The sequence below is a fragment of the Flagellimonas eckloniae genome, from assembly GCF_001413955.1.
In the GTDB taxonomy this organism is placed as follows: Bacteria; Bacteroidota; Bacteroidia; order Flavobacteriales; family Flavobacteriaceae; genus Flagellimonas; species Flagellimonas eckloniae.
This window is the reverse complement of record NZ_LCTZ01000002.1, coordinates 2,063,912-2,088,901: the sequence shown is the minus strand read 5'-3', so window position 1 is coordinate 2,088,901 and position 24,990 is coordinate 2,063,912. Positions and strand designations below refer to the sequence as shown.

Sequence of the window (24,990 nt, the reverse complement as noted above, 5' to 3'; positions counted from 1 at the left end):
TTGATAAGAATACATTGAAGAAACTTTTAAAAGTTTCTTCAATGTATTTCAAAAATGTTTATATATATGTAAATCCAATAAATGACACTATGGATTTTCGCTCAAAAGAACAGAGTAATGCTAATGATAACTTCGCATAGTTTTGGAAAAAAATCGTAGAAATCTTACAAAATTGTTGTCCCTAGGGCTTTTGTTTCCAGGACAGATTGCCTATTCTCTAACTTCAATCTTGGAATCAATACCAACAGGGAATGGGGAAAGCTTATTGGAAACATCATTATCCAAACTTCAGGATAGTACTATTGACGAGCTTTATAAAAAGGCTGTAGTAATAGATGGATTGATCATTCCAAGAGGTTGGAACAAAGAATCTTTTGAGGCTCTTGCGCAGTCTGGTTATACCGGTTTTAGTGCGTCTTTGCCATCAAGCAATCTAAAGGTGGCCATGGAAGCCTTGGCCGATTGGAGGAACCGGATAGAGGAGCATGGGGATAAGCTAATATATGCGAATGAAGCAGAAGACTTTGTTCAGGCAAAGAAAGAAAATAAGACAGCTGTTTTATTGGGCTTTCAAAATGCCACTATGGTGGAGAAATCTGTGGAGAATGTTGATACACTTTACAATGCTGGAACACGTTGGATACAATTGAGTTACAATCAACGGAATCTTTTGGGGGACGGATGTACCGAACGCACCAATGCTGGGTTATCAGATTTTGGTGTTGAGGTAGTTGAACGCATGAACGAATTGGGCATAATTGTAGATTTATCCCATTGCGGAAGACAAACTACCAATGATGGTATAAAATTTAGCAAAGCAGGAGTTTCTTTCAATCATACCATGTGCGAAGCCCTTTATAAAAATCATCCACGTTCCAAAACCGATGAACAGATCAGGGCTATGGCGGACAAGGGAGGTATGATGGGTATTATCTGCTTGGGCTATATGATTGGTCCTGACCCAGGAGGTAAAACAACTTTGGAAACGTATGTGGACCATATTGATCATGCGGTTAAGATTGCTGGAATTGATCATGTAGGTGTAGCGGCAGATTTTGCAATTCAGGGATTGGAAGCTACTGGTGCTACCCGAGAAAATTGGTATGTACCACGTTTAACCCGATTTAAACCCTCGTATCAAGTACGTTGGAAGCCGTGGATTCCGGAATTGGAGAGTCCGAAACGCTATTTGCATGTAGCACGGGTCTTGGACAAAAGAGGGTATAGTACTGGGGATATTGAAAAAATATTGGGTCAGAACTGGCTGCGGTATTATCGGGAAACCCTAAAATCCTAATGCTCCCACATTAGATATCGGTATACAAGTTAAGAACACTTTTATTTGATCATGAAAAACGGTATTATCAGTTCATTTTTGGTTGTGATTTTTGCCATTGGTTGCAAAAAGGCATATAAGTCTGAGGTAAACAGCTCTGAAAAAGTCCTGTATGAGGTTGTTTTTCGGGAAAATCTGGCTGGGAAATATGAAAAATGGCCAACTGGGGAGAACAGTTTTGAATTTTACTATACGTATACAGATAGAGGTCGTGGCCCGGAGTATTCGGAGAAAATTACGTTGAACGACCAAAACTTTATTTCAAAACAGACTATAAAAGGTGTCAATTACCGAAAAGTACCTGTAGATGAGAAATTTTCCACTGGAAACAGTGCTGCAACCTGGTCCAATCCGAAAGAATCCACCCAAGGAGATTTTTATGGTAGCGAACTCTATTTTCGGTATGATGGCTCCCCTGCGGTCTATGAAATTCTTGCCCGCTTGTTGATTACCTCGCCCGACAAAAAAGTGGAGCTATATCCAAGAGGTTTAGCAGAACTTGTTGAGATATTCCCCCAAACACTTTCGGACAGTATATCACTTGATTTGTTGATGATTAAAGGGTTGGACATGAATCCTACATATTTGTGGATGGATGGCAATGAAATGGTTGCCAGCATTTCTGGAAATCTGCATGTGATTCGTGAAGATTACAAGGAAAAACGAACAGCACTCAAAAAACTACAGGACAGTGTTGAGGATGTTTATTTGATGGACATCACTCAAAAACTAACCGTACCCATCAACAAGGTGGTTATTCAAAACGTAAATGTTTTTACCTCGGAAGGAAAGCTATTGCCCAACCAAGACGTCTTTGTTGACGGGGAAACCATTGAGGCCGTACGTCCGTCAGCACAAAAAAAGATACCTGAGAATACCCGAATCATTAAAGGTGAAGGCAAGACCTTAATGCCCGGCATGTTTGATATGCATACGCATAACAGCAAGTTCAGGGGCTTGTTGCACGTGGCTGGTGGTATAACCTCCGTTCGCGACTTGGCAAACAACAAGCAGCTCAAAACACTGAGTGACCAGTTCAATGCCAACGAGATTATCGGCCCGCGTATCGTGACCTTCTGTGGCATCATTGACGGACCGGGGCCCTATGCCAACCAGCGCAATGTGATCAACAATCTTGAAGAAGGCCTTGCTGAAATTCAAGTGTATAAAGATTTGGGCTATGACCAAATCAAATTGTACAGCTCAATCAAGCCGGAATGGGTCAAGCCAATGGCTGATAAAGCACATGAACTGGGCATGCGTGTATGTGGGCACATTCCATCCTTCATGACCGCCTCACAGGCCATTGACCAGGGGTATGATGAAATTCAGCATATGAATATGTTGTTCCTTAATTTTCTGTCGGATACCATCGATACCCGAACGCCCTTGCGGTTTACCATGGTGGCCCAACATGGGGCCAATCTCGATTTAACTTCCAAGGAATATCTTGATTTTGTCGATTTACTCAAAAAAAATGACATTTTGATAGATCCTACGATCTCTATATTCGAGAACATGTTCGTTTCTCAAAAAGGACAACCCAGCCCTACCTATAATACAATTATGAATAGGTTGCCGATTATCAACCAGCGTGCATTTTATGCAGGCGGACTTCCCAAAAACGAGGAGACCGCCCCTTTGTACAAAAGGAGTCATGATAATATGCTAAACGTGGTCCATGACCTTTTCCAAAAAGGGGTTGATATTGTTCCAGGCACTGACGGCCTGCCTGGGTTTTTGTACCACCGGGAATTGGAACTCTACGAGAAGTCGGGTATTCCTGCGTCAGAAGTTCTAAAACTGGCCACAATAACATCTGCGAAGCTTACGGGCGTATCGGAAGAATATGGCTCCATTGTGGCAGGTAAAAAAGCGGATCTCATTCTAATTGATGGAAATCCAGTGGATACTATTAGCGATATAAGAAATGTAGAATGGACAATGAAGGGTGGAAACCTTTATTATGCCAAGGAATTGTACGAATCAATGGGAATTCAACACTTTAATTGATGTAAATAGACACTATGAAACTTAAGATATTTTTCCTGTTTTCCCTTTCAATGCTTATTGCGAACAGTCAGACCAAAGACTTTTTTGCCAGTGGCAGGTTGATTTTGGGAACCTATAAGGAACGCACCGCTTCCATTGGATTGGGTGATATTGACAACGACGGGGATATAGATGTTTTAGTGGCCAACGGAAGGCACTGGCCGGGTCAAAACCGTATTTTTTTAAATGATGGGAGAGGAATTTTTACAGTTTCAAAAATTTTGGGTGATGAACAAGAAACCAGTTATTCAACGGAACTAGCCGATTTTGATAATGATGGCGATCTGGACGTGGCTGTTGGTAATGATATGGCTCCCAATTACATTTTTATAAATGATGGAAAAGGGAATTTTACTAAAGCTTCTAGTTTTGGAAAAAAGTATGACCACACAAGAAATATTGTAACAGCCGACCTTGACAACGATGGCGACATAGACATTTTGATTACAAACCGAAGTAGTGAGAACGAAATATGTTTGAATGATGGTACTGGAACATTTTCTACTTCCATTGGTTTTGGAAATAAGGAAGACTCAACCATTGACGTAGAAGTAGCCGATATGGATGGTGATGGTGACCTCGATCTTGTTTTGGCCAATAGAGATGACCAACCCAACTTTGTATACTTCAATGATGGGAATTTGAAATTCACAAAAAAAGTACCCTACGGAACAGGTACCGATATTACAAGGTCTGTTGCCATAGCGGATATGGACAAAGATGGATTCTTGGATATCGTTACCGCAAACATTGGAGAGCCCAATGTCATTTATTTTGGCAATAAGGACCAAACCTACGAAAGGAAAGTAACGTTCGATTCCAGTTCCGATAAATCATATTCCATAAGTGTAGGTGATTTGAACATGGATGGCAATACAGATATTGTAATAGGGAATTTCGCCGCTCCCAACACGTTTTTTATAAATACTGACAATGGTGGTAAATGGGAAAAAAATACATTAAGCAATAAAGAATTCAATACTTATGACATAACGATTCATGATTTAAACGGGGACAAAAAGCCTGACATTATGGAAAGCAATTCAGATGAACTAAATCTCTTTTATTTTAACCGGTATACACCTAAGTTTCCTTGAAAAATCAAATGAAAAACATGAAAATGAATAGTATATATTCTCGATTTGTCATTTTTGGAATTGTAGCATTGTCACTTTTTAGCTCCTGTATTTCAGAGCCTTCGCGATGGGATGATATCAATGAAGAAGGAGCATTTTTGGTTTTCAGACGACAATCAAGCATTGGAGAGGAGACCTATAGTATTACATCCACTAAAGATTCCATCATTGTAAAATCCCTACAAGGAGAAAACGAAAGAGGTCGAATTACTGGTGTGGTATCCGAATTACGTTTGTCCAAGGACTTGATTCCTTTTTATTACAATAATCAACGAATAGCGAATGATGACACTACCAATATTTTGAAAGTGGAACGTTCTGCTGATAAGATTTCGGTTTGGGAGAAAGACTTCGATGTTGTAACCAAGGAAATTACAACAGATTATTTTCCATTGCATAGCAATATTCCTGCGGGTATAGAAATCATGCTTTATCACTATTATTTTGAGCATGGCGAGAAAAACATACCTACACTTCCAAGAGGCGAGGTATCCATTACACATACAGGCAAGGATACTATAAACATAAAAGGTGGGGAAATTGTTTTAGACCGCTATGTTACCGAAGGGATTAACTGGGGAGGAAGAACCGTTTGGTTAGATGAATCAAAGAACCTCATTGCCCTGGTAAAGGCCAATACACAGATTCGTGAAATGATCAGAAAGGGGTATGAGGAAGCCTTGCCCACTTTTATTGCCGGAAATGTTACGGAACAAATAGATCAGCTGTCCGATTATACCGAAGCACTAAAGGGCCCTGATTATCCGGTAATAGCTTTGGTTGGGGGTGATATACTTGATGGCTTAAGTGAGCATATCAAAAAAGATATGATTCTTATTATTGAGGATGGCAGGATAAAAGAAATAGGAAAAAAAGGAGTCATAAAAATACCCGAAGGAGCTAAGATAATCGATGTAAAAGGCAAAACATTGATGCCAGGTTTGTGGGATATGCATGCGCATTCCAATCAAGTGCAATGGGCTCCAGCTTATTTAGCAGGTGGGGTTACAACAATTAGAGACAATGGCAACGAGTTAGAATTTGCAACAGCCTTTAGGGATGCCATTACAAAAGATGGAGCAATGGGTCCCGATATTCTCCTGGCAGGTATGACAGACGGGCCTGGTATAAGAGGAAATGGTGTTATTAGGGCTAGATCTGTTGAAGAGGCAAAAAAGGTAGTAGAACTGTACCATAAAAATGGATACAAACAAATTAAAATATATTCTTCCGTTGAATCAGAAATAGTCCCTGTACTTTCTGATGAAGCCCACAAGAGGGGAATGACTGTGACAGGACATGTTCCCAGAGCCATAGGAAATGCAAAGATAGCTATTGAAGGTGGTATGGATATGTTAAGTCATCGTTCTTTAATTTTGTCCATACTTTTTCCGGATGTAGATAAAATAGCTCAGAGTAGACTGTATTTGGGGAACCATGATGTAAGTCAAGAACGGATAGATAAAGCCATCAAATTTCTTCTAAAACATAAAACAGTATTGGACCCAACTGTTGCTTTGGAAGTTGTAAGGTACCTTCCAAAGGGTACACCTGGGGAAGTCGTAGAACCTGATATAGGAAGAATTGCTTATGAGTTATTTGAGGGAAAACGATTTAGAAGCGGAGTTTCTCCTGAAAGGGCAGAAAGTGCTAAGGCTGATTATACTAAAGGCATGGAAATATTAGGTCAGTTCTATAAAGCTGGAATACCAATAGTGGCTGGAACGGATAATATTGTTCCTGTGTTTGGATTGTATCTAGAGATAGAAACCTATCAAAAGTTGGGTGGGCTTACTCCTCTGGAAGCTATTAAAACAGCTACAATTATTCCTGCAAAGGCAATGGGAATGGATTCGGAAACAGGAACTTTGGAAATAGGAAAAGAAGCTGACATTGCAATTTTAGAGAAAAACCCTCTTGAAGATATTACTAATTTAAGAACAGTATCAGCGGTGATTACAAATGGAAATTATTATGAAAGTGAGCCATTATGGAAAGCTGCAGACTTTAAACCAAATCGACCTTAAAAATGAGCGATAAAAATTATGACCCAGAAGCCCGATTAAAAACATTGAATATTGAGCTTCCCGCAGCACCTAATCCCGTGGCCAACTATGTTAATGGAGTACGAACGGGAAACCTTATATTCTTGGCCGGAAAAGGACCAAGATACGCAAATGGGGTAGAGATTACTGGAAAATTGGGAGATGATATTTCCATAGAAAAAGGGTATGAAGGAGCTCGATTGACCGCCATTAACCAGATAGCTGTGCTTAAAGAAATGCTCGGCGATTTAAAAAAGGTAAAACGCATAGTTAAAGTACTGGCTTTTGTTAATTCGACTCCTGATTTTATAGAACAACCCAAGGTCATCAATGGCTTTTCAGACTTAATGGTTGAGGTTTTTGGTGAAAAAGGAATCCATGCTAGGGCTGCTATTGGTGTGGCCACATTGCCAAGAGCGCAGGCGGTTGAAGTGGAATGTGTTGTAGAGGTAGAAGCTTGATAAAGTTAACTTAACCTATTGAACAAGGGCAATGAAGTACTATTTTCTTTTATTGATTTTTATGTGGCTTTTGCCCATCAGTTCTATTGCTCAAGAGGATACGTTATTTCCCAGTCCGAATATTGTTTTGAACGTTAAACCTTCAAAAACGGATTCAAGGATTAAAAATGCGGACACGCCCCATTTTATAGCCTATAATCCAACTATTAAACAAGGAAAACTACTGCTTTTTTTACCAGGAACGAATGGTATTGCTTTAAAAGGGCCAAAGCAATTGTTTTACACGGCTATTCAACAAGGATATTCGGTAATCAATCTTTCGTACATAAACACTCCGGCAATAGCACGAATATGCAAGGAGGGTAATTTAGTGCAAAATTCCAATTGTGCCGAAGAATTTAGAAATAGGAGGGTATATGGGGATACAATTTTTTCACTTATCGATGATAAACCGTATGATGCTATTGTAAATCGTCTTACCAAGCTTTTAATATACCTTTCTAAGAATGATAAAGAAGGAAATTGGAGCCGTTATTTGGAAAATGGTAAGCCAGGGTGGCAAGAAATTGCACTTGCAGGCCAGTCCCAAGGTGGTGGAATGTCAGCATTTATTGCAAAGACCCACCTTGTTGCCAGAGTCATTGATTTTTCTGGCGGATGGGATTATTCGGCAAAAAATAAAATAGCAGACTGGTATTCAAAAAGTAGCGTGACACCCATGGATCGTTGGTATGGCACCTACCACGTAAAAGAACCAATGGCGGCAACAATACTCAAAACGTATAAAGCAATGAATATTCCAGATAAAAATATTTATGCTTTAGATTTGGAGGTGCCTATTGGAAAAAGAGCACATTCAAATGGGGTTAGAAATATAGGGTATGCTAATGAATGGATTGAACTGCTTGGGAAAGGCAATTGATGTCTTGACTATTTCAGTTTTAATTAGGTAACCATCGTTAAAGAATTATAACGCCATTTTTAGAATATCGGTTTATGAAAAAATACTTTTTTTGCCTTTTGATTTTAGGCTATGTATCATGTAAACAGTCAATAACCAACACAACTGAAAAAAAGATAGGTTTAGAGACGGATAATGAAAAAATGAACGTATTGGGGTTGATTGGTGGAACTTCATGGCATTCAACAATAGATTATTACAGTATGATAAACCAATCTGTAAATAATCATTTTGGAAATAATACAAACCCTCCTTTGTTGGTTTACACACTTAATCAGGCCGAAGTCCATCGGTTCCAAAAAGAAAATAAATGGGATTCCATTGCACATATGCTGGTGAATGCAGGTCTAAACCTGAATAAAGCAGGCGCAAATGCAGTACTTTTTTGTGCCAATACCCCGCACAAGGTGTTTGATGCCGTTCAACAAAACCTCGATGTCCCTGTAATCCATATAGCAGATGCCACGGCAAATGAGATTCGTGAAAAGGGACTGAAGAAGGTATTTTTTATTGGAACCAAGTATAGTATGGAAGAAACTTTTATCACTAAACGCATTGAAGAAAATGGCATTGAAATTATAGTTCCCAAAGAGCAAGAGGTTATTGGTGAATTGCACAGAATTATCCATGAGGAGCTTACCTACGGTAAAATAGTTGAACAATCAAAGGAATATGTGCTGAACATTATCAAAAGCTCAATCGACCAAGGAGCAGAGGGTGTAGTTTTGGGATGCACGGAATTTCCTCTAATGATTTTTCCAGAAGACCTAGATGTACCTATTTTTAATACGACGGAAATTCATTCGAAAGCGGGGGTGGATTTCATTTTAAAAAATTAACTATGCAAATTTCAAAACAGTTTATAGGTCGAATTCTTGGACCTCTTTCTTTTTTTTATATTCTGTTTTTTTTTCATCCCGAAGGGCTAAATACTTCTTCAAATGCTGTGTTGGCAACTGTTGCATGGGTGGCAATTTGGTGGGTTACCGAAGCTGTTTCTATTTATGTGACCGCTTTACTGCCGCTAATACTTTTTCCATTGACTGGTGGATTGGACCTCACCACAACGGCGACTTCGTACGGTCATAAATACATTTTCCTGTACATGGGTGGATTCGTTTTGGCCATCGCCATTGAAAAATGGAACCTTCACAAAAGGATTGCATTATCAATCATCAATGTTATCGGTACAAATGTTATCAATATCATTCTTGGTTTTATGCTAGCCACGGCCTTTTTGTCCATGTGGATTTCCAATACGGCGGCTACCGTAATAATTTTACCAATAGCTATGGCGATTGTCTCCCAACTGAACGATAATCCTGCAACCGTTGAAAATGAAAATAAAATTTTTGGAAAAGCTTTAATGTTGTCCATAGCCTATAGTGCATCTATCGGGGGTATAGCAACATTAATAGGAACACCGACCAACCTAGTTTTGGCTGGGGTGGTGGAAACAACTTTTGGAAAAGAAATAACCTTTTCCGAATGGTTTGGTTTGGGCTTTCCAATTGCTGCCCTGTTATTGTTTTTGTGTTGGTGCTATTTAACACGCTTTGCTTTTAAATTTAAACAAAAGGAATTTCCGGGTGGGAGAGAAGAGATTTCCAAAAGGCTGAAAGCATTGGGTAAAATGACTTTTGAGGAAAAAATGGTGTCAGCGGTGTTCGCGCTTACCGCCTTTGCATGGATATCAAGGTCCTTTTTGCTCAAAAAGTTCATCCCAGCCATTGACGATACCATCATTGCCATGTGTTCCGTAATTATACTTTTTTTACTTCCTTCAGGTGAGAAAAATAAAAAACTGATTCTATGGAAAGATGCCGTGAAATTACCTTGGGGAATTTTACTCTTATTTGGTGGCGGTTTGGCTTTGGCCCTCGGATTTGAATCCAGTGGATTGGCCGAGTGGATTGGAGGAAAATTAACAGCACTGGAAACATTGCCATTTGTATTGCTGTTACTTATTTTGATAGCTATTGTAAATTTCTTGACCGAGCTTACCTCAAATATTGCAACTACCGCTATATTACTTCCGGTATTGGTTTCATTGGCCCCAGTACTTGGTGTACATCCCTATTATTTAATGATTGGGGCTACCCTAGCAGCATCTTGCGCCTTTATGCTTCCTGTGGCAACACCACCCAACGCTGTTGTTTTTGGCTCGGGCTATTTGGAAATGGATGATATGGTCAAAAAAGGGTTTTGGTTGAATATTATATCTATCCTAATTTTAACTGTAGTGGTATATTTTGTACTTCCATTGGTTTGGGATTTGGAAGCGCCGCTATAATAACAAAGCGAGTCCCTATCTTTATACTATAGTCTTTGTTTTAAAATAAACTAGAAGGCCTTCAGATTATGCATAAAAAAGACCTTATCAAAGCTCACAAAAGAATTGGGCCCTACATTCATAATACCCCGGTCCTTAGTTCCAAGTTGATCAATGAAATTGCTGAGGCCTCCCTTTTTTTTAAATGTGAGAATTTTCAAAAAATGGGAGCATTCAAGATGAGAGGGGCGACCAATGCAATCATGCAATTGTCAAAAGAGCAGAGAACCAAAGGTGTAGTAACGCATTCTTCAGGTAATTTTGCCCAAGCACTTTCTTTGGCTGCTAAAAGTTTGGAAGTAAAAGCATACATTGTTATGCCTTCCAATGCACCACAAGTCAAAAAAGATGCGGTAAAAGGTTATGGGGGAGAAATAATTATATGCGAACCAACGCTTAAAGCCAGAGAAGCTGCAGCGTTGGAAATTGAGCAAAGCAAAGGAGCTACCTTTTTGCACCCTTCCAACGATATGGATGTTATTTTAGGGCAGGGAACGGCGGCAAAAGAACTATTGGAGGAGTATCCAGATTTGGAGAGTATTTTTACACCCGTAGGTGGGGGTGGTTTAATAGCAGGTACTGCTTTAGCAGGAAAATACTTTGGAAATGGTTGTAAGGTAATTGGAGGTGAACCCTTTGAAGTAGATGATGCGTACCGGTCTTTACAAAGCGGCGTTATCGAATCAAATAGGGCTATGAATACAATTGCTGATGGACTTAAAACCCAGTTGGGAGATGTAAATTTTCCGATTATTCAGGAAGATGTTGAAAGAATAATTCGTGTAACGGAAAAAGAAATTGTTGAGTCCATGCGATTGATTTGGGAGCGTATGAAAATTGTTTGCGAACCTTCTTCAGCGGTTGCCTTAGCCGCCTTGTTAAAGGAAAAGGAATTCTTTACGAACAAAAAGATAGGAATCATTATCTCTGGAGGAAATGTGGATTTGGGCAATCTTCCTTTCTTCTTATGACCAAAAATCAGTTACGTATAAATTGGATAACAACTTGACCACCCGGTTTAAGGATTCTTTTTTCTTTCTCAATTTCAAAACTGGCAGATGAAATGGAAATTGCTTTATTCCCAATGTTGGATATCGTCATACCATTGCTTGTGATGTTAATGTAGACATCACCGATTTCATTGAATTCAATCTGCCATTCGTCCTTGGTAATTTTTGAAACATTCAAACAATATGAGGCGTCAGCCTTAGAAAGTGTGCTTGGATTTTTTCCTTCTAGTTCCCAATTTTCGGAATTGATGCTCCAGTCACCGACGCTTAAATTTTCATTGGTTTCATCTATTCGATTGCTATATCCTTTATAGGGATAAATGACCGTGGCAAAGCTGAAATTTTTCTGATTTTCTTTGGATACTACAGACCACTGCTTGCCTCGTGCCCCTGAACTCTCCACTTTATCCGCTGGGTTTAGCTGAAGAATGTCACATCCGCTTGCATCATTAAAAGTGGAGCGGATGAGATTAGCTCCTTGTTCTGTGGTATAATGTCCTTGCCATACTTGTTTGTAGATATGTGATGCGTCAGATTCAAAGTTATCTTTAATGATCCATAAATCATCTTTAACGAAAATCACTTGCCTAGAGTAAGAGACACCCACATTTTCAAATCCGTCATGGCTGCCAACAAAAAGGTCAAAATCAGTATTGCTTTCCCAGGTTATTGTTTTTGGGTTTGGTAGTTCTGCGAATTTTCCAAAGCCACTTCCCCCTTTGTTGGAGGTCCATTGTTTTCCTTGGAGTTCATTATCCACTAAGGCCACATTTTTGACCATAGAGTTCTTAAAAAGTTCAAAATCCTTTAAGGAGTAGCGCACTTGATAATTTGGCAAAATCACCTGTCCATTTGCAATAGCTTGTATGCCCAACATATCCCCATGTTGATGATCTGGTTTATCTGGATCTAGTCCTGCGCTTATGGTCATGACCTTATCATTTTTGTTCCACCCTTGCCGCATTATATAATAATGGGTGTCAGGAAATAATAAAGAACCATAATCCGGTTTTTCTTTGTCTATATTTTCCAACAGATCCAATTGCTTTTTTTGTAAAAACCAATACATGCTATCATCTACATGATTATCTGCAAAGTAGCCCAGTTCAGGGTCTTCAAAGAGCAGGTAGCCCAATGTCATCACACCGGCAATTTCATTCTTTTCTCCCCATGGTATTTCGGTATCGTCCTGAAGCACCGGAGCAGTTTTATCGGGATATGCAATTTTAGCCAATGTGGTGAACAGTGATTGTAATTTTTCTTCCCAAACAAGGCCAACCTCAATCCCACTAATTTTAGCTAGTTGATAGACATAAAAATAATTGTTGATATCACTCATATGGTAATGCACAGAGCGTTCAAATTGAAAACCATCGTCATTGATTTCTCTCAAAAGATGCTCCTCCAACCGTTTCATGGCTCTTTCAAACCATTTGTCCGTTCCTTTGAAATCACGAAGTAAAATGGATAACATGGCGAGCGCCGACATGCCTCTTGTTTGGTGATTTCCGGAATTAAATTTAGCATTGCGCTCGTACAAATGTTCCCCGTGTTGTAGCAAAGTAGCTATGGTGTATAACTGATCTTGGTATGAATACTCCTTTTCACCCAAAAACATAGTATGGATTCGGAGCCAATTTAAAATACGGTATCCAGATCTGAATACCTCATAGACCCCATTTCCATCTTTAATTTTTTCGTAAGCACCAATGGAAAGGGCGTGGTTCAGGGAGCGCATCTGCTTTTCAAAATATGAAATATACTTTGGGTCTTTTCCATCATTAAAATACAGAAATGCGATATCCACCATTTTATGTTGCCTTGCCAAATGGCGTAAAGCATAGGCATTTACCGCTTCCCCATTTAGATAATTAAATGGCAGGGCCCATTGTGTGGAATCTTGGTATTTACCCATGTGATGCAAGGCTCTATTTTTATGGCTATTTTGATTTTTATAGATTCCATTGTACAAAACAAATCGGTCATCAACGGTTTGCCAATCATAAAAAAAACGCTCTGAAAACTTCGCTCTTAGGTATAGCGCTAGTTTCTCTGTAGTGAATTCACCTTGTTTTACCAGCTGACTTTTTACATCATCCTTTAAATAATGGGATAGTTTTTCAATCGAGACTACTTTATCACTGGGAAAGTCCTGGGCAAGAACGTTTGTTTGCGCCATTGCTCCAAGAAGCAAGTATACCAGCATCGACCTTAAAGAATAAGGTCGTTTAATCTTATTTTTTGAAAGCATATGAATATGTGACTTTTGATTTCTGATTGAAATTTGAATCAATACATCAATTTCAACTTTAAGTTTTCCTCAACAACCAATTTTCCTGAATTACGGATTTCATTATCCGAATGTGTATTGTTTTTGGCGCCCCATAAAAGTGCAACCAGTTTAACAGGATTATTGGTAAAGGTGTTTTTTGAAATATCAACATTGATTATTCCATAAGTGTTCAATAAAATGCCGTTGTCTTCCTTGGCACCACAATTTGAGAAAGTACTATTACTTACCATTAATGTTCCACCAACCGTTGACTCGTCATACCCGCCTCGGTAATAGTCTATAACATTTTTGCGTATGTTATCAAATTGGCAATTCTCAATGGTCACATTTTCTGCATTATAATCACCTTTATCATCGGTTTCGGCAGATAGTTCTATTCCATTTTCACAGTTTTTCAATGTAGAACCAACAAATGAAATATATTCTGAAAATGATAATTTATAGCCTTTCAGGACATAATCAAAATTACTTATTTCACAATTTGATACCTTAAGATTGTATAGGCTCGACATATTTTTCTTGAGGCTTGCAAAGGCATATTGGGTGTCTTCCCCTTTCAATGCAAGATTGCTCAGAGTCAGTTCTCCTTTCGGATTCATTTCAAAGGCGGGGGTTTCCGCTCCACCAGAATAAATGATGGTTGCCTTGTTGTTTTCATCTTTGGATTGAATCGTTATCTTTTTATCAATTGGAATGGATTTTTCAATCTGATATGTTCCTGCTTCCAAGGATATGATACTTCCTTCATCAGCCTCAGCTATTTTGGAAGCTAAATCATCATTTTGTGATACCATGGATAAGGTCTTTGTATCAGTTGTATTGTTAATAGAATACCAATCAGTTCCATATTTTGATTTGTCTAGAATTTTAGAATCGACCACATCTTTATTTACAACTGCTCCAACAGCATTTTTGTCCGCTCTTGAATTTCCAAATAGATCTTTATCAATAGTCTCAAATTCAAAACCAACAAATACATCTTCCTGAATATCATTCGATGGAACCATGATATTTTCGGTTAAGGAGTTCATTTCAAAAGAAATGGGTTTTAGCCCATCCAATGTATTAAATGTTGTTCCTTGGTTATTTATAATATTGTTTTTAAAGTTGATTCCCTCAATCTTATCATGTGCAACCACGGGGCTTTCATCGCCAATTGTATTATAGATAAGGTTGTTGGCTACAGTACTTCGTATGGGTACCGCAGAACGAATTTCAGAAGCGGGAAGCACATCTTTTTGACTAAGATTAGATCCTACTCCAAACTGCAATGGAGATTTGCAGTTAATCCATGAATTATGGGCTACAACAACATCTGTTACCTGTTTGTATCTATTTAACGAAGATTTTGGTATGCCGTTCATTACGGCCAGCGGACTTCTGAAATTTTGTCCTTTTAGATTTAGCAGATAGTTATTTGTAATCCAATGCCCCGTACCAATAATTCTAATACCGCCTATGTTCTCATTGTCTTCATCGCCTATAAAATAGTTGCCATCGATAGTGCAATAGTTACCATGTCTTGTCACTAAAGAGCCTTCAGATTTGTAAAAAACATTGCCTCTGAATTCATTGTAATTGGCCTTGCTAGAGATGATTTCAACCTCTCCGTTACAGTGCTCAAAAAGATTGTTGGCCACCAAAGTGTGGCTTGGAGTCATTGAAGTGGAACTTGTACCAATTTGTATGGTCTCTGCGCTCGCTCCACCTTTTGGAGGTCTTGGACCAAAATGGTTATTAACTATTTGATGATAATTTTTGATGCTTTCATTTCCGTCAAGATCCACTCTAACAGTCGGCCCACGATTGGATTTTCCGGCAATATAGCAATGATCTAGTGTATTGTTCCTTCCATGAAATAGAACCCATAAATCGGTTTGGTTTCGTTGTAATTTATTAAAACCCTCAATAACGCAGTTTGTAACTTGGCAATTATTGGCTTTGTTTTCATCAATTTTGAACTCAATTACCGAGAAGGAAGGAGAATAACCATTTTTGAAATATAGACCGTCTACAATCAGATGTTCACCACCAAACTTTAAGTCTGATTTTCCTTGAATAATTACTTCACCGGGAGTTTCTGCCTTTAAAGTTATTGGATTATTGGAAGTTCCTTTTCCAACAAATCGGATTTGCAAATCATTCCATACACCATTTGCCATAACAATTTTACTGCCAGGACTGGCATTTGCAATTGCTTCTTCCAATTCTGCAGGAGTGCTGACCTTTACTGAGCTATTGTTAATAGGCTCTTTACAGGCAATAAACAAATAAGCGAGTAGTGCAAAAATTAAATGTTTTTTCATAAAGCGGTATAGTGTTTTTTGATTGAGTTAATATTAGTTATCAAGACAGTTAGGCCTGTTCCCACAAAGTTTGAACGGCGTTAAGGTCTTTCTTCATGGCATCAAATACCACTTTTTTATCTACAGTAATTTTTGACAATCCTTTTTCGGCACCACCTAACGGATATTCAAGGTGTAGGGAAACGGGTGGTTGTAGACCATATTTTTTCAGTAACCTAAAATAGGTTATAAAATCTACCATACCCTCTCCAATAGGGGTGTTTAAGGCTTTCAATTTTCCATTGACCTTCCCCCATTTAAAATCCTTTAGAACAATCACTTTAATATGAGGCTGCAAAAGTTTTAAACCGTTTTGCCATGAATAACCACCTTCGGCGATTGCATGTCTAATATCATATTGAGTCCCAAAATGGTTGGAATCTGCTGTTTCCAATATTTTTTTTATCTCCCAAAAAGCAGATCCAACATCTGTACCAGCATGGTTCTGATAACAACCAATAATATTGTTTTGCTTATTGAGTTCGCCAAGTTTTTTTATTTCCTCTTGATAAAACTCTAAAGAGGCATCCATGGTTTTGCCTTCTTGATATTTGAACCAATGTGATCGGTAAAATTCAACTCCTGATTTAGCAGCCGTTTCAATGATATCCACATCCAAAGGATTGTCCACACTTTCAATACTGGTGGTAATCATTTTACAGGAAGAACCACCAGTTTTTATATTATTTATGGCTTTTGGCAGGTCGGTTTTTACCAATTCCGGAAGCACGTGTCCTTTAGGACGTACGGTTAAATCAACTCCAGAAAACCCCATTTCAGAAGCCATCTCTCCAGTAGTTTTATAGTCCAAAAATTGAAGGTGTTTGGAAAAAATACTAATGTTTAGTTTGTTGTTACTGTCTTCACTTTGTAACCATGAATTAAAGGGGAAAGTAAAGAAAGGGGCAGCGCTTGCTGAGGCAGTAATTTTTTTGACAAAATCTCTACGGGTAGAGTCCATAAGGAAAGGTTTAAAAAATTGGTTAACCAATTTTGGATAACGAATATAGGGAATAAATGTGACAACACTGAAATTGGTTAACCAATTTTTTTATCGAATTTCGAGGAATGTAAAAAGAGAATAAAAAAAACAAGGAAATGTAAATTTCTGAAAAACAATAGTTTAATTAATACTATTACTTTAAAATGTTAATTTTGATGAAAAACAACGATAGGCTTTTGTTTTACTAGACGACTGGTCATATCTTTGACGGCAGATGGAGGTTAAAACTATTAAAGGTGAATTAAAATGTGACACTCTTTTGGAAAAAGGAATGCAAATTCTTTGGTCTAAAGGGTATAATGCTACCAGTGTTAATGATATAGTACAGGCAGCGGGTGTCCCAAAGGGTTCGTTTTATTTCTACTTTAAGAGTAAAGAAGATTTTGTGGTAAAAGCTATCGGCAAGTATTTTGAAATCATGTGTCCGCCAGCTTTGGAAATTCTTGATGACAAATCGGTTTCTCCCAAACAACGAATCTTGAATTTTTATGAGTACCGAACTAAAGTTGTAAAGGAACATTTTAACTGTAAAATGGGATGTTTGGCATCCAACCTGTCAAATGAAATGGCCGAGCATAATGAAGAAATTAGGAAGGCGATCCAAAAGAAGACTGAAGCATTGAATGAGCATATTGCTTCGGTAATTCGAGAAGCACAGGAAGCTGGTGAAATTGATGACAAGATTAATGCAATTGATTTGGCTGCGTTTATTGAAGATGCAGGTAGGGGTGCTATGGTATCAATGAAGGAACAAAATAGTTCTTACCCGGTTGATAATTTTACAGCCATGATACGAAGGCTTATTGTGAAATAATTTTTTTTAATGAATTTAATAGATGACCAGTCATCTATTAAATAGCCAATATTTTGAATATATAATAATATTTACTGTAAAAACAATAGTTGACCAGACAACTAGTAAAAAATAATAATTAAAACCTTGTCCAATTAAAACAATCCAAATCGTCTCAAAAAAGAAACCTATTAATAAACCTTAAATAAATGAACGCAATCCAAAAGACAAAGAATGCAACAAATGCATTTGCCAGAAACTGGGCCAATTTTGTAATTAAATATAAATGGCCTGTTCTATTATTGACCATTTTATTGGCCGTGGGACTTGGCTCCCAAGGGAAAATGGAATTTGATGGAGATTATCATGTTTTTTTTAGTGAATCCAATCCAGAACTTGAGGCATTTGATGCACTACAGGAAAAATATACCAAGGATGATAATATCATTTTAGTCCTAGCTCCTAAAAACGGCAATGTTTTTACTAGGGAAAACCTCATTGCCATAGAAGAATTGACAGCAGATGCATGGAATACCCCTTATTCGTCTCGAGTAGATGCCGTAACCAATTTTCAGCACACAAGCGCAAATGCGGATGATCTTTACGTTGACGACCTTTCCTATGATTCAGCAAGTAAAACAGATGCAGAAATTCTGGAAATCCGTGAAAAAGCACTTAAGGAACCGCTCTTGGTTCATAGGATTATAAATGAGGAAGGAAGTGTAACCGCCATAAATGTTACGGTACGTTTACCTGGTGAAAATAGTGCTGCAGAAATTCCTGAGGTAACGATAGCTACCCGAGAAATGATATCCAAATTTAAGGAAAGCCACCCTCAATTTGATGTCTATACAACAGGATTGGTTCCATTAAACACTGCATTTTTTGAAGCATCACAGCGAGATTTAATGCTTACGCTATTGATGCTGTTAATCGTTGTGGTCGTAACATTTGTATTGACCCGAAATATTTTTGCCACCATTGCAACCTTGATTGTGGTACTATTCTCGATTATGAGTGCGGTAGGATTTATTGGCTTGAATGGAATCAAATTAACACCACCTTCAGCCGTTTTTCCAACAATGATATTAACGTTGGCGGTAGCGGACAGTATCCATATACTTATCACCTATCTTCAAAAGGTTCGTAAGGATGGATTGGAAAAAAAGGAGGCGTTGGTTGAATCCATGCGATTGAACTTTATGCCCGTATTCATTACCAGCTTAACAACCGTAATTGGATTTTTGACCCTGAATTATGGGGATGTACCACCGTTTTGGGATTTAGGAAATATCGTTGCCTTTGGTATGTGCATGGCTTTTTTATTTTCTACTACCACCTTACCAGCCTTGATGGCCATTTTTCCAATTTGGAAATCCAAAAAAGTGCGTGAACAAAGAGAAGAAAAGATGGGGTGGTATACCAAGTTGGGAATGTACGTTGTAAAACAACCGGTTAGGCTTACTATAATTTCAATTGTAGTTATTGCTGTATTGACCTTTTTGGCAGGGAAAAATGTGTTTAACGATGAATTTGTTGAATATTTTGATACGACGGTTCAATTTAGACAAGACAGTGATTTTATAAACGAAAACCTAACCGGGTTTTACAATGTTGAATTATCAGTTGGAAGTGGAGAAAGTGGAGGAATCAATAATCCCGAATACCTACAAAAACTTACCGAATTTGAAGATTGGCTGGAAGATCAACCAGAAGTAGTGCATGTCAATGCATTTAGTGAAGTTGCTCGGAGGGTAAATCGATCTATGCATGGAGATGATGAAACTTTTTACAGGGTTCCTAAGAATAGGGAAGAGGCTGCGCAATATCTTTTATTGTATGAACTTTCGCTTCCCTTTGGTTTGGATTTGAACAACCAGATAAATGTGGACAAATCAGAATCCAGAGTTACCGTAACCCTTGAAAACAATTCTAGTGCGGAAATGATAGCATTTGCCGAAAGATCGGAAAAATGGTTGAAAGACAATGCGCCAGAATCCATGCATGCCCTTGCGGTAAGCCCTACCCTAATGTTTTCCAAACTGGGTTTTAGACAGGCTGATAGCATGGTAAAGGGAAATATTATTGCACTTATCCTTATTTCACTAGTACTGATGATAGCCTTAAAGAATTTGAAGTTGGGATTATTGAGTATTATTCCAAATGTTACCCCTGTCCTAGTTGGATTTGGTCTTTGGTACCTGCTTAAGGGAACCATCAATACTGGGATGGTAATTGTTTTTGGAATGACTTTGGGAATTATTGTGGACGACACCGTTCACTTTATGAGCAAATTTTTAAGAGCACGAAGAGAGATGGGATACGATGCGAAGGCAGCAATCATTTATGCCTTTGAAACTGTGGGCAAAGCCTTAGTAACAACAACGGTAGTGCTATTGGCAGGTTTTACCGTATTGTCCACTTCCTCTTTTGCCCTAAATAGCTATATGGCACGAATAACTGTAATCATTATTATAGCTGCATTAATTATTGATTTTATCCTCTTGCCTTCATTATTGATTTTGGTCAGCAAAGAAAAAGAGAAGGCTGTGAAAATATCCAAAGCTCAGGTACAATTGGACAAATAAAAATTACAAACACAAACAATTATACAAAATGAAAAGAATAAAGTTTTTTACCCCAATAACAGCTTTAATGCTAGCAATTACAGGTGTTAACGCACAATCAAATGAAGAACGGGGGTTACAGATTGCAAAAGCGGCTGAAAAAGCAGATGAAGGATTTGGAAGCTCAATAGTGGATTTAAAAATGACACTCAAAAATAAGAATGGACAAACGAGTGAGCGTTTTTTAACCAATCGCACATTGGAATTGATAGAGGATGGTGACAAATCTTTAATCGTTTTTGAAAGCCCAAAAGATGTAAAAGGAACCGCAACCTTGACATATACCCACAAAATAGGGGCAGACGATCAATGGCTGTACCTGCCCTCTATTAAAAGGGTGAAAAGAATATCATCAAACAACAAATCGGGCCCTTTTGTGGGAAGTGAGTTTGCCTACGAAGATCTGTCTTCCCAAGAGATAGAGAAATATGCATATAAATTTCTTAAAGAAGAAGGAGATTTGTTACACGTTGAGCAAGATCCTGTAGACCCTAAATCTGGTTACACAAGGAGGATTGTAACGTATAACAAGAACAAGGGATACCGTCTAGAGAAAATTGAATTTTATGACAGAAAGAACGCATTGTTAAAAACGTTGACGTATAGTGATTACAAGCTGTATAAAGACAAATTTTGGAGAGCTGCGACATTTAAAATGGTCAACCATCAAAGTAATAAAGAAACCCTATTAAAGTTTGGGGAATATAATTTTGGTGCGGAATTGGCGGAAGAGGATTTTACCGAAGTAGCATTAAAAAGGGCAGGGAGTTAGCCTGCATCACATTGTCATATAATATCAAAGCCGGGGTATATCTATTGCTAGCTTTTAGGTGTGATAGTGTAAAGCTTGCACATACCTCGGCCTTGATTTTCAACCACACTTCAATTGATTAAGAATGAGTAGACCACATATTTTTTTGGTTATATTTTGCATGTTGGCAGTCTTGCTGCGGGCTCAAAATGAAGAAAAACCCAAGGTCATCCATGAGCTTGAGTTCGAATTGGAAGCAGAATACCGCTATTTTATGAGCGAAGCACAGTTTACTGGACAACTAGATCATTATCCTTCCTTTGCCATACGCCCAGAATACGAAGTAGCATGGAATGAGGGTTATGAAAGTATAAATTTTACAGGGTTTTTAAGAGTGGACCGTGATGATGAACGCACCCATTGGGATATTCGTGAACTGTATTACCAAAAGGCCAAAAACAACTGGGAGTTTAGCGTTGGGTTAAAGAAAGTATACTGGGGTGTTGCAGAAAGTAACCATTTGGTGGATATTATAAATCAGACTGATGCCGTTGAAACCTTTGATGGCGAGGAAAAATTGGGACAACCAATGGTGCAATACAGTTACATCACCAATAAAATCGGAACTTTTGATTTTTTCTATTTGCCCTTTAATCGAAAGCGAACTTTTCCAGGGGAGAAGGGAAGATTGCGTTTTGGGACCGTTATTGATGCGGATGATATTGGCTATCAAAGTGGTGCTGAAGAATGGAGACAAGATGTAGCTATTCGCTGGAAGCATTATTTTGGGGTTTTTGATGTGGGTCTTTCACATTTTTATGGTACTGGGCGTGAACCACTTTTCATTTTTGACCAGTTTGGAAATATTGAGTCATTTTATCCGGTAATTCATCAGACTGGATTGGATGTACAGATAACACACAACGCTTTTCTGTGGAAATTGGAAAGTATCTATAGAAATACCGATGCCCAAGATTTTATGGCACTTGTTGCTGGATTAGAATATACTTTTAGCAATATTGATGGGAACGGATTGGATATTGGTTTGTTAACCGAATATCTGTATGATGAAAGGGATGAACTTTCTTTAAATGCTTTGCAGAACGATATTTTCTTCGGGAGTAGATTGGCGTTTAACGATATTCAGGATACCTCTATATTAATTGGGGGGGTGGCCGATCTGGAATCCAGTAGTAAGATTTTTAGCTTGGAAGCATCAAGGCGCTTTGGATCCAATTGGCGGGCTGAGATAGAAGCAAGGATATTTAGCGCTATTGGGGATGAAGAATTGATTCTGGGAAATTTTAGAGAGGATAGTTTTTTACGGCTGACTATTTCCCGTTTTTTTTAGCTGCTCTAGGGACAAAGATAAATTCATAAAGAGGCCAGATTCAAACCTGGCCTCTTATAAAAGATTATAGTATACTTGCCCTAATTATTTGCGAGTATTTATCTCAGTTGCTTTGCAAAGGCCTTAGGAAGTTTATCCACCTTGGCTATTTTTAAGTTTTTATAAAACACCTCTGCAGCTTCAGACTGAATTTGTATTTTTCCCTTTGTCAGGGAAGTTGGAGTACCTTCTTCATCAAATTGAACTGAATTTTCCAAGACCATAACTACTTTACCATTTACAATATGGTAGGCTTTGTCTCCAATACAAATGAGTTCCAATAAGTTCCATTCATCATTTGGTTTTTCGTAATTGATGCTTTTTTTACATCTACCGCCTGGGCCACTTTTAAAGGTCTTGATTTCGCCATTTGGGTCATAGGCCCACAATTCTTTTCCATTTTCATCAACCTTTGAAGCTCTGATGTCCATAGCTACACCTGCCAAAGGATGAAAATCACCACAATCACTCTCTTGAACCTGCATTTCTGGAGCTTTCATCCATACGTTCCAAAACTGACCATGGGGTTCTTGGCAGTGGTACAAAATGCCACTATCCCTTTTGTCTTCCAATCGGGGCTCCCATTGTTTGGTGCCCCATTTGAATTCAGTGCTAAAATGATAATTTTCAAACTCTGATTTAGTGCTCAATCCGGCATATATTTGACCTGTGATATGGAGTACCTGTTCCCCGTCCATTTCTTTTACGGAAAATACATTTAAGGGGTCTTTACCCAATCCAATGGGCGTACCTTTCATGCCATTTCCTTTCTCATATCCTTCCAATTCTACAGAATAATGCGGAACTCCCATAAATATGTCCCATTTGCTCAAATCCTTATCCAGTAATAATTCCCAATCGGTTTCTATTGATTTGTTAACGGATTCAGTTTTAAGTGCTGTACATGCTAAAAAGATTACTCCCAAAGCAGAAAAAATGTATTTGGTTTTCATATTAGATTAATTTATGTTGATTGTTCTTTGCATCCATTTTTGGGCCATAACGGGCCATGTTTCAGCGGCAAGATTTCCTTTGCGCAATCCGTATCCATGACCACCATTTGGTAGCATATGCAGTTCCACCGATTTTTTATGGTCCCGAAGGGCCTTTGTCATTACGAGCGCGCTGTTTCCATGACGATCATCAATTGTTCCGAATATAAAAAATGGTGGGGTATCAATATTCAAGTTTAATTCTGGGGAGATACTCTTGTTCTCGCCTAAATCTAAATAGGCAGGATAGATGAGCATTGAAAAATCTGGTTTGGGGGACTCATTGTCAATTTCATCTATTTTGTCGTAAGAGTTCTTGGTGTAATTGGTAGAAGCTCTTGCACATAAGTTTCCTCCTGCGGAAAAACCGATGACCCCTATCTTTTCCCGACCAATATGATATTTTTCGGAGTTAGCACGTACAATTCGTATGGCTCTTTGAATATCGTTCAAGGCACCCTTTTCATTATTTGGAACACGATAGGATAGAACAAATGCTGTATATCCTAATTCGGCCAACCATTCGGCAACCTCGTATCCTTCCTTGTCAATTGCCAATATAGCATAACCTCCACCAGGGCAAACGATTATTCCAGTCCCTAAGTTATTTGCAGTTTTTGGTTCGTAAACAAGCAACTCTGGGTTAGTGACATCGGTAATCCGTATTACATTTCCAGAAGTGTTGTCCACTTGTTTTGGTGCATGTTTTGCCTCTTCTTCATTGGGTACTGCATCAGGCCACAAATAAATTCTTTCTGTGCTCTGTGAAGACATCATTTGTGAAAACGAAAAAAGAAAACCAAGCAAAAATAGTTTCATGATTTTTTTTTCTATTAGGATTGAATTCATCATTTTACCCAATTATAATTGCTCTATTATTCTTAATTGTTTTTTGTTTTTATTGATAAATCCTATTGCAATCGTATCGACTAACTCATGGTGGTCACTCCAAGACTGATATACTTCCAAAGCCCATTTTTTAATCATTCGTTGACATTCAATTTCGCTTTTTGAGTTGCTCAAAACATCCGTTGTCGTAATTTTCCCTCGCTGTAAAATTGGTGGGGGCTTTAAGAATTCATTAGTTCTATTGATTTTATATTTGTTCAGGTAATTACTTAGTATTGGTGATAAATCATAATTCCAGATAACCTTGTAATCAAGCATTAAGTGCTGCCTTGTTAAATGAAAATGATTGTTCCATCTCCCATGAATTTCCGAATGTTGAAGTGTATGGGCATCTACACTCAAAAATCTATACAAATGATTTTCAATCTGGGTATAGTTTATTAATTGAAACCCCAGATTGAAAATTTCAATACATTCATGTACTCCACGAGTTGTTCCTGCTCCACAAAACTGACATGCACCTCGCTCCTCGAGGCTAATGCCATTTTTCTCCGCCATGTCTATATAATCTTTCATTGTCGTTTCAAAATAAAAGATTTTTCTTTATGATGTAC

Annotated in this window: 19 protein-coding genes; 13 read left to right on the top strand and 6 right to left on the bottom strand. The window is 38.2% G+C overall.

From position 1 onward, the window contains the following. Positions 1 to 142 precede the first annotated feature (142 nt). The 9 genes from AAY42_RS08850 (at position 143) to AAY42_RS08810 (ending at position 11,294) form a co-directional block, all read left to right on the top strand. Positions 143 to 1,297: a dipeptidase gene (locus AAY42_RS08850; protein WP_139063700.1), complete on the top strand. Its 1,155-nt coding sequence runs from the start codon at positions 143 to 145 to the stop codon at positions 1,295 to 1,297. Positions 1,298 to 1,348: 51 nt separating this feature from the next. Continuing rightward, positions 1,349 to 3,349, top strand: a complete 2,001-nt coding sequence (locus AAY42_RS08845; RefSeq protein WP_055394316.1) for an amidohydrolase family protein — start codon at positions 1,349 to 1,351, stop codon at positions 3,347 to 3,349. 14 nt (positions 3,350 to 3,363) lie between these two features. After that, on the top strand, positions 3,364 to 4,485 hold the full coding sequence (locus tag AAY42_RS08840; RefSeq protein WP_082433380.1) for an FG-GAP repeat domain-containing protein: 1,122 nt from the start codon (positions 3,364 to 3,366) through the stop codon (positions 4,483 to 4,485). A gap of 23 nt (positions 4,486 to 4,508) precedes the next feature. After that, the gene (locus AAY42_RS08835) at positions 4,509 to 6,551 is read left to right on the top strand and encodes an amidohydrolase family protein (protein ID WP_175288743.1); all 2,043 of its coding nucleotides are present in this window, start codon (positions 4,509 to 4,511) and stop codon (positions 6,549 to 6,551) included. Between the two features lie 2 nt (positions 6,552 to 6,553). Continuing rightward, complete coding sequence (locus tag AAY42_RS08830; RefSeq protein WP_082433378.1) at positions 6,554 to 7,030, top strand: RidA family protein; 477 nt, start codon at positions 6,554 to 6,556, stop codon at positions 7,028 to 7,030. A gap of 31 nt (positions 7,031 to 7,061) precedes the next feature. Beyond that, positions 7,062 to 7,952, top strand: coding sequence for a BPSS1187 family protein (locus AAY42_RS08825; RefSeq protein ID WP_055394311.1), 891 nt, complete (start codon positions 7,062 to 7,064; stop codon positions 7,950 to 7,952). Positions 7,953 to 8,026: 74 nt separating this feature from the next. Continuing rightward, positions 8,027 to 8,830: an aspartate/glutamate racemase family protein gene (locus AAY42_RS08820; protein WP_082433376.1), complete on the top strand. Its 804-nt coding sequence runs from the start codon at positions 8,027 to 8,029 to the stop codon at positions 8,828 to 8,830. Between the two features lie 2 nt (positions 8,831 to 8,832). Beyond that, complete coding sequence (locus AAY42_RS08815) at positions 8,833 to 10,284, top strand: SLC13 family permease (protein WP_055394309.1); 1,452 nt, start codon at positions 8,833 to 8,835, stop codon at positions 10,282 to 10,284. Between the two features lie 68 nt (positions 10,285 to 10,352). Next, positions 10,353 to 11,294, top strand: a complete 942-nt coding sequence (locus AAY42_RS08810) for a pyridoxal-phosphate dependent enzyme (RefSeq protein WP_055394307.1) — start codon at positions 10,353 to 10,355, stop codon at positions 11,292 to 11,294. A gap of 7 nt (positions 11,295 to 11,301) precedes the next feature. On the opposite strand, the gene AAY42_RS08805 is transcribed toward AAY42_RS08810, so the two are convergent. The 3 genes from AAY42_RS08805 to AAY42_RS08795 are packed head-to-tail and all read right to left on the bottom strand — an operon-like array spanning position 11,302 to position 16,932. Next, positions 11,302 to 13,584, bottom strand: a complete 2,283-nt coding sequence (locus AAY42_RS08805) for a heparinase II/III family protein (protein ID WP_055397813.1) — start codon at positions 13,582 to 13,584, stop codon at positions 11,302 to 11,304. Between the two features lie 38 nt (positions 13,585 to 13,622). Further along, on the bottom strand, positions 13,623 to 15,932 hold the full coding sequence (locus AAY42_RS08800) for a chondroitinase-B domain-containing protein (protein WP_055394305.1): 2,310 nt from the start codon (positions 15,930 to 15,932) through the stop codon (positions 13,623 to 13,625). A 49-nt stretch (positions 15,933 to 15,981) separates the two neighbouring features. Continuing rightward, positions 15,982 to 16,932, bottom strand: coding sequence for a sugar phosphate isomerase/epimerase family protein (locus tag AAY42_RS08795; protein WP_055394303.1), 951 nt, complete (start codon positions 16,930 to 16,932; stop codon positions 15,982 to 15,984). 256 nt (positions 16,933 to 17,188) lie between these two features. On the opposite strand from AAY42_RS08795, the gene AAY42_RS08790 reads away from it, so the two are divergent. The 4 genes from AAY42_RS08790 (at position 17,189) to AAY42_RS08775 (ending at position 22,496) form a co-directional block, all read left to right on the top strand. Then, the gene (locus AAY42_RS08790; RefSeq protein WP_055394301.1) at positions 17,189 to 17,788 is read left to right on the top strand and encodes a TetR/AcrR family transcriptional regulator; all 600 of its coding nucleotides are present in this window, start codon (positions 17,189 to 17,191) and stop codon (positions 17,786 to 17,788) included. Positions 17,789 to 17,976: 188 nt separating this feature from the next. Next, positions 17,977 to 20,355 (top strand): efflux RND transporter permease subunit, encoded by a 2,379-nt coding sequence (locus AAY42_RS08785; protein WP_055394299.1) that lies wholly within the window; start codon positions 17,977 to 17,979, stop codon positions 20,353 to 20,355. A gap of 28 nt (positions 20,356 to 20,383) precedes the next feature. After that, a complete protein-coding gene (locus tag AAY42_RS08780) occupies positions 20,384 to 21,166 on the top strand; it encodes an outer membrane lipoprotein-sorting protein (protein ID WP_055394297.1) in 783 nt (260 codons plus the stop codon). A 124-nt stretch (positions 21,167 to 21,290) separates the two neighbouring features. Continuing rightward, positions 21,291 to 22,496 carry a hypothetical protein gene (locus AAY42_RS08775; protein ID WP_139063697.1) on the top strand — a complete coding sequence of 402 codons (1,206 nt, stop codon included), beginning with the start codon at positions 21,291 to 21,293 and terminating at the stop codon, positions 22,494 to 22,496. Between the two features lie 98 nt (positions 22,497 to 22,594). Here the strand turns inward: AAY42_RS08775 and AAY42_RS08770 are convergent, their stop codons facing one another. From AAY42_RS08770 to AAY42_RS08760, 3 genes are read right to left on the bottom strand one after another with little or no spacing between them, the layout of a single operon-like run. Further along, the gene (locus tag AAY42_RS08770) at positions 22,595 to 23,488 is read right to left on the bottom strand and encodes a 3-keto-disaccharide hydrolase (protein ID WP_055394293.1); all 894 of its coding nucleotides are present in this window, start codon (positions 23,486 to 23,488) and stop codon (positions 22,595 to 22,597) included. A gap of 6 nt (positions 23,489 to 23,494) precedes the next feature. Further along, positions 23,495 to 24,346, bottom strand: coding sequence for an alpha/beta hydrolase (locus AAY42_RS08765; RefSeq protein ID WP_055397812.1), 852 nt, complete (start codon positions 24,344 to 24,346; stop codon positions 23,495 to 23,497). A gap of 42 nt (positions 24,347 to 24,388) precedes the next feature. Next, the gene (locus tag AAY42_RS08760; RefSeq protein WP_055394291.1) at positions 24,389 to 24,952 is read right to left on the bottom strand and encodes a DUF5946 family protein; all 564 of its coding nucleotides are present in this window, start codon (positions 24,950 to 24,952) and stop codon (positions 24,389 to 24,391) included. Positions 24,953 to 24,990 lie beyond the last annotated feature (38 nt).

Bases quoted from the DNA above. Each gene is read 5' to 3' on its own strand.
- AAY42_RS08780 (WP_055394297.1), top strand. From the start codon at position 20,384: ATGAAAAGAATAAAGTTTTTTACCCCAATAACAGCTTTAATGCTAGCA.
- AAY42_RS08825 (WP_055394311.1), top strand. From the start codon at position 7,062: ATGAAGTACTATTTTCTTTTATTGATTTTTATGTGGCTTTTGCCCATC.
- AAY42_RS08775 (WP_139063697.1), top strand. From the start codon at position 21,291: ATGAGTAGACCACATATTTTTTTGGTTATATTTTGCATGTTGGCAGTC.
- AAY42_RS08790 (WP_055394301.1), top strand. From the start codon at position 17,189: ATGGAGGTTAAAACTATTAAAGGTGAATTAAAATGTGACACTCTTTTG.
- AAY42_RS08830 (WP_082433378.1), top strand. From the start codon at position 6,554: ATGAGCGATAAAAATTATGACCCAGAAGCCCGATTAAAAACATTGAAT.
- AAY42_RS08785 (WP_055394299.1), top strand. From the start codon at position 17,977: ATGAACGCAATCCAAAAGACAAAGAATGCAACAAATGCATTTGCCAGA.
- AAY42_RS08805 (WP_055397813.1), bottom strand. From the start codon at position 13,584: ATGCTTTCAAAAAATAAGATTAAACGACCTTATTCTTTAAGGTCGATG.
- AAY42_RS08760 (WP_055394291.1), bottom strand. From the start codon at position 24,952: ATGAAAGATTATATAGACATGGCGGAGAAAAATGGCATTAGCCTCGAG.
- AAY42_RS08800 (WP_055394305.1), bottom strand. From the start codon at position 15,932: ATGAAAAAACATTTAATTTTTGCACTACTCGCTTATTTGTTTATTGCC.
- AAY42_RS08770 (WP_055394293.1), bottom strand. From the start codon at position 23,488: ATGAAAACCAAATACATTTTTTCTGCTTTGGGAGTAATCTTTTTAGCA.
- AAY42_RS08820 (WP_082433376.1), top strand. From the start codon at position 8,027: ATGAAAAAATACTTTTTTTGCCTTTTGATTTTAGGCTATGTATCATGT.
- AAY42_RS08795 (WP_055394303.1), bottom strand. From the start codon at position 16,932: ATGGACTCTACCCGTAGAGATTTTGTCAAAAAAATTACTGCCTCAGCA.
- AAY42_RS08835 (WP_175288743.1), top strand. From the start codon at position 4,509: ATGAATAGTATATATTCTCGATTTGTCATTTTTGGAATTGTAGCATTG.
- AAY42_RS08765 (WP_055397812.1), bottom strand. From the start codon at position 24,346: ATGAAACTATTTTTGCTTGGTTTTCTTTTTTCGTTTTCACAAATGATG.
- AAY42_RS08815 (WP_055394309.1), top strand. From the start codon at position 8,833: ATGCAAATTTCAAAACAGTTTATAGGTCGAATTCTTGGACCTCTTTCT.
- AAY42_RS08810 (WP_055394307.1), top strand. From the start codon at position 10,353: ATGCATAAAAAAGACCTTATCAAAGCTCACAAAAGAATTGGGCCCTAC.
- AAY42_RS08845 (WP_055394316.1), top strand. From the start codon at position 1,349: ATGAAAAACGGTATTATCAGTTCATTTTTGGTTGTGATTTTTGCCATT.
- AAY42_RS08840 (WP_082433380.1), top strand. From the start codon at position 3,364: ATGAAACTTAAGATATTTTTCCTGTTTTCCCTTTCAATGCTTATTGCG.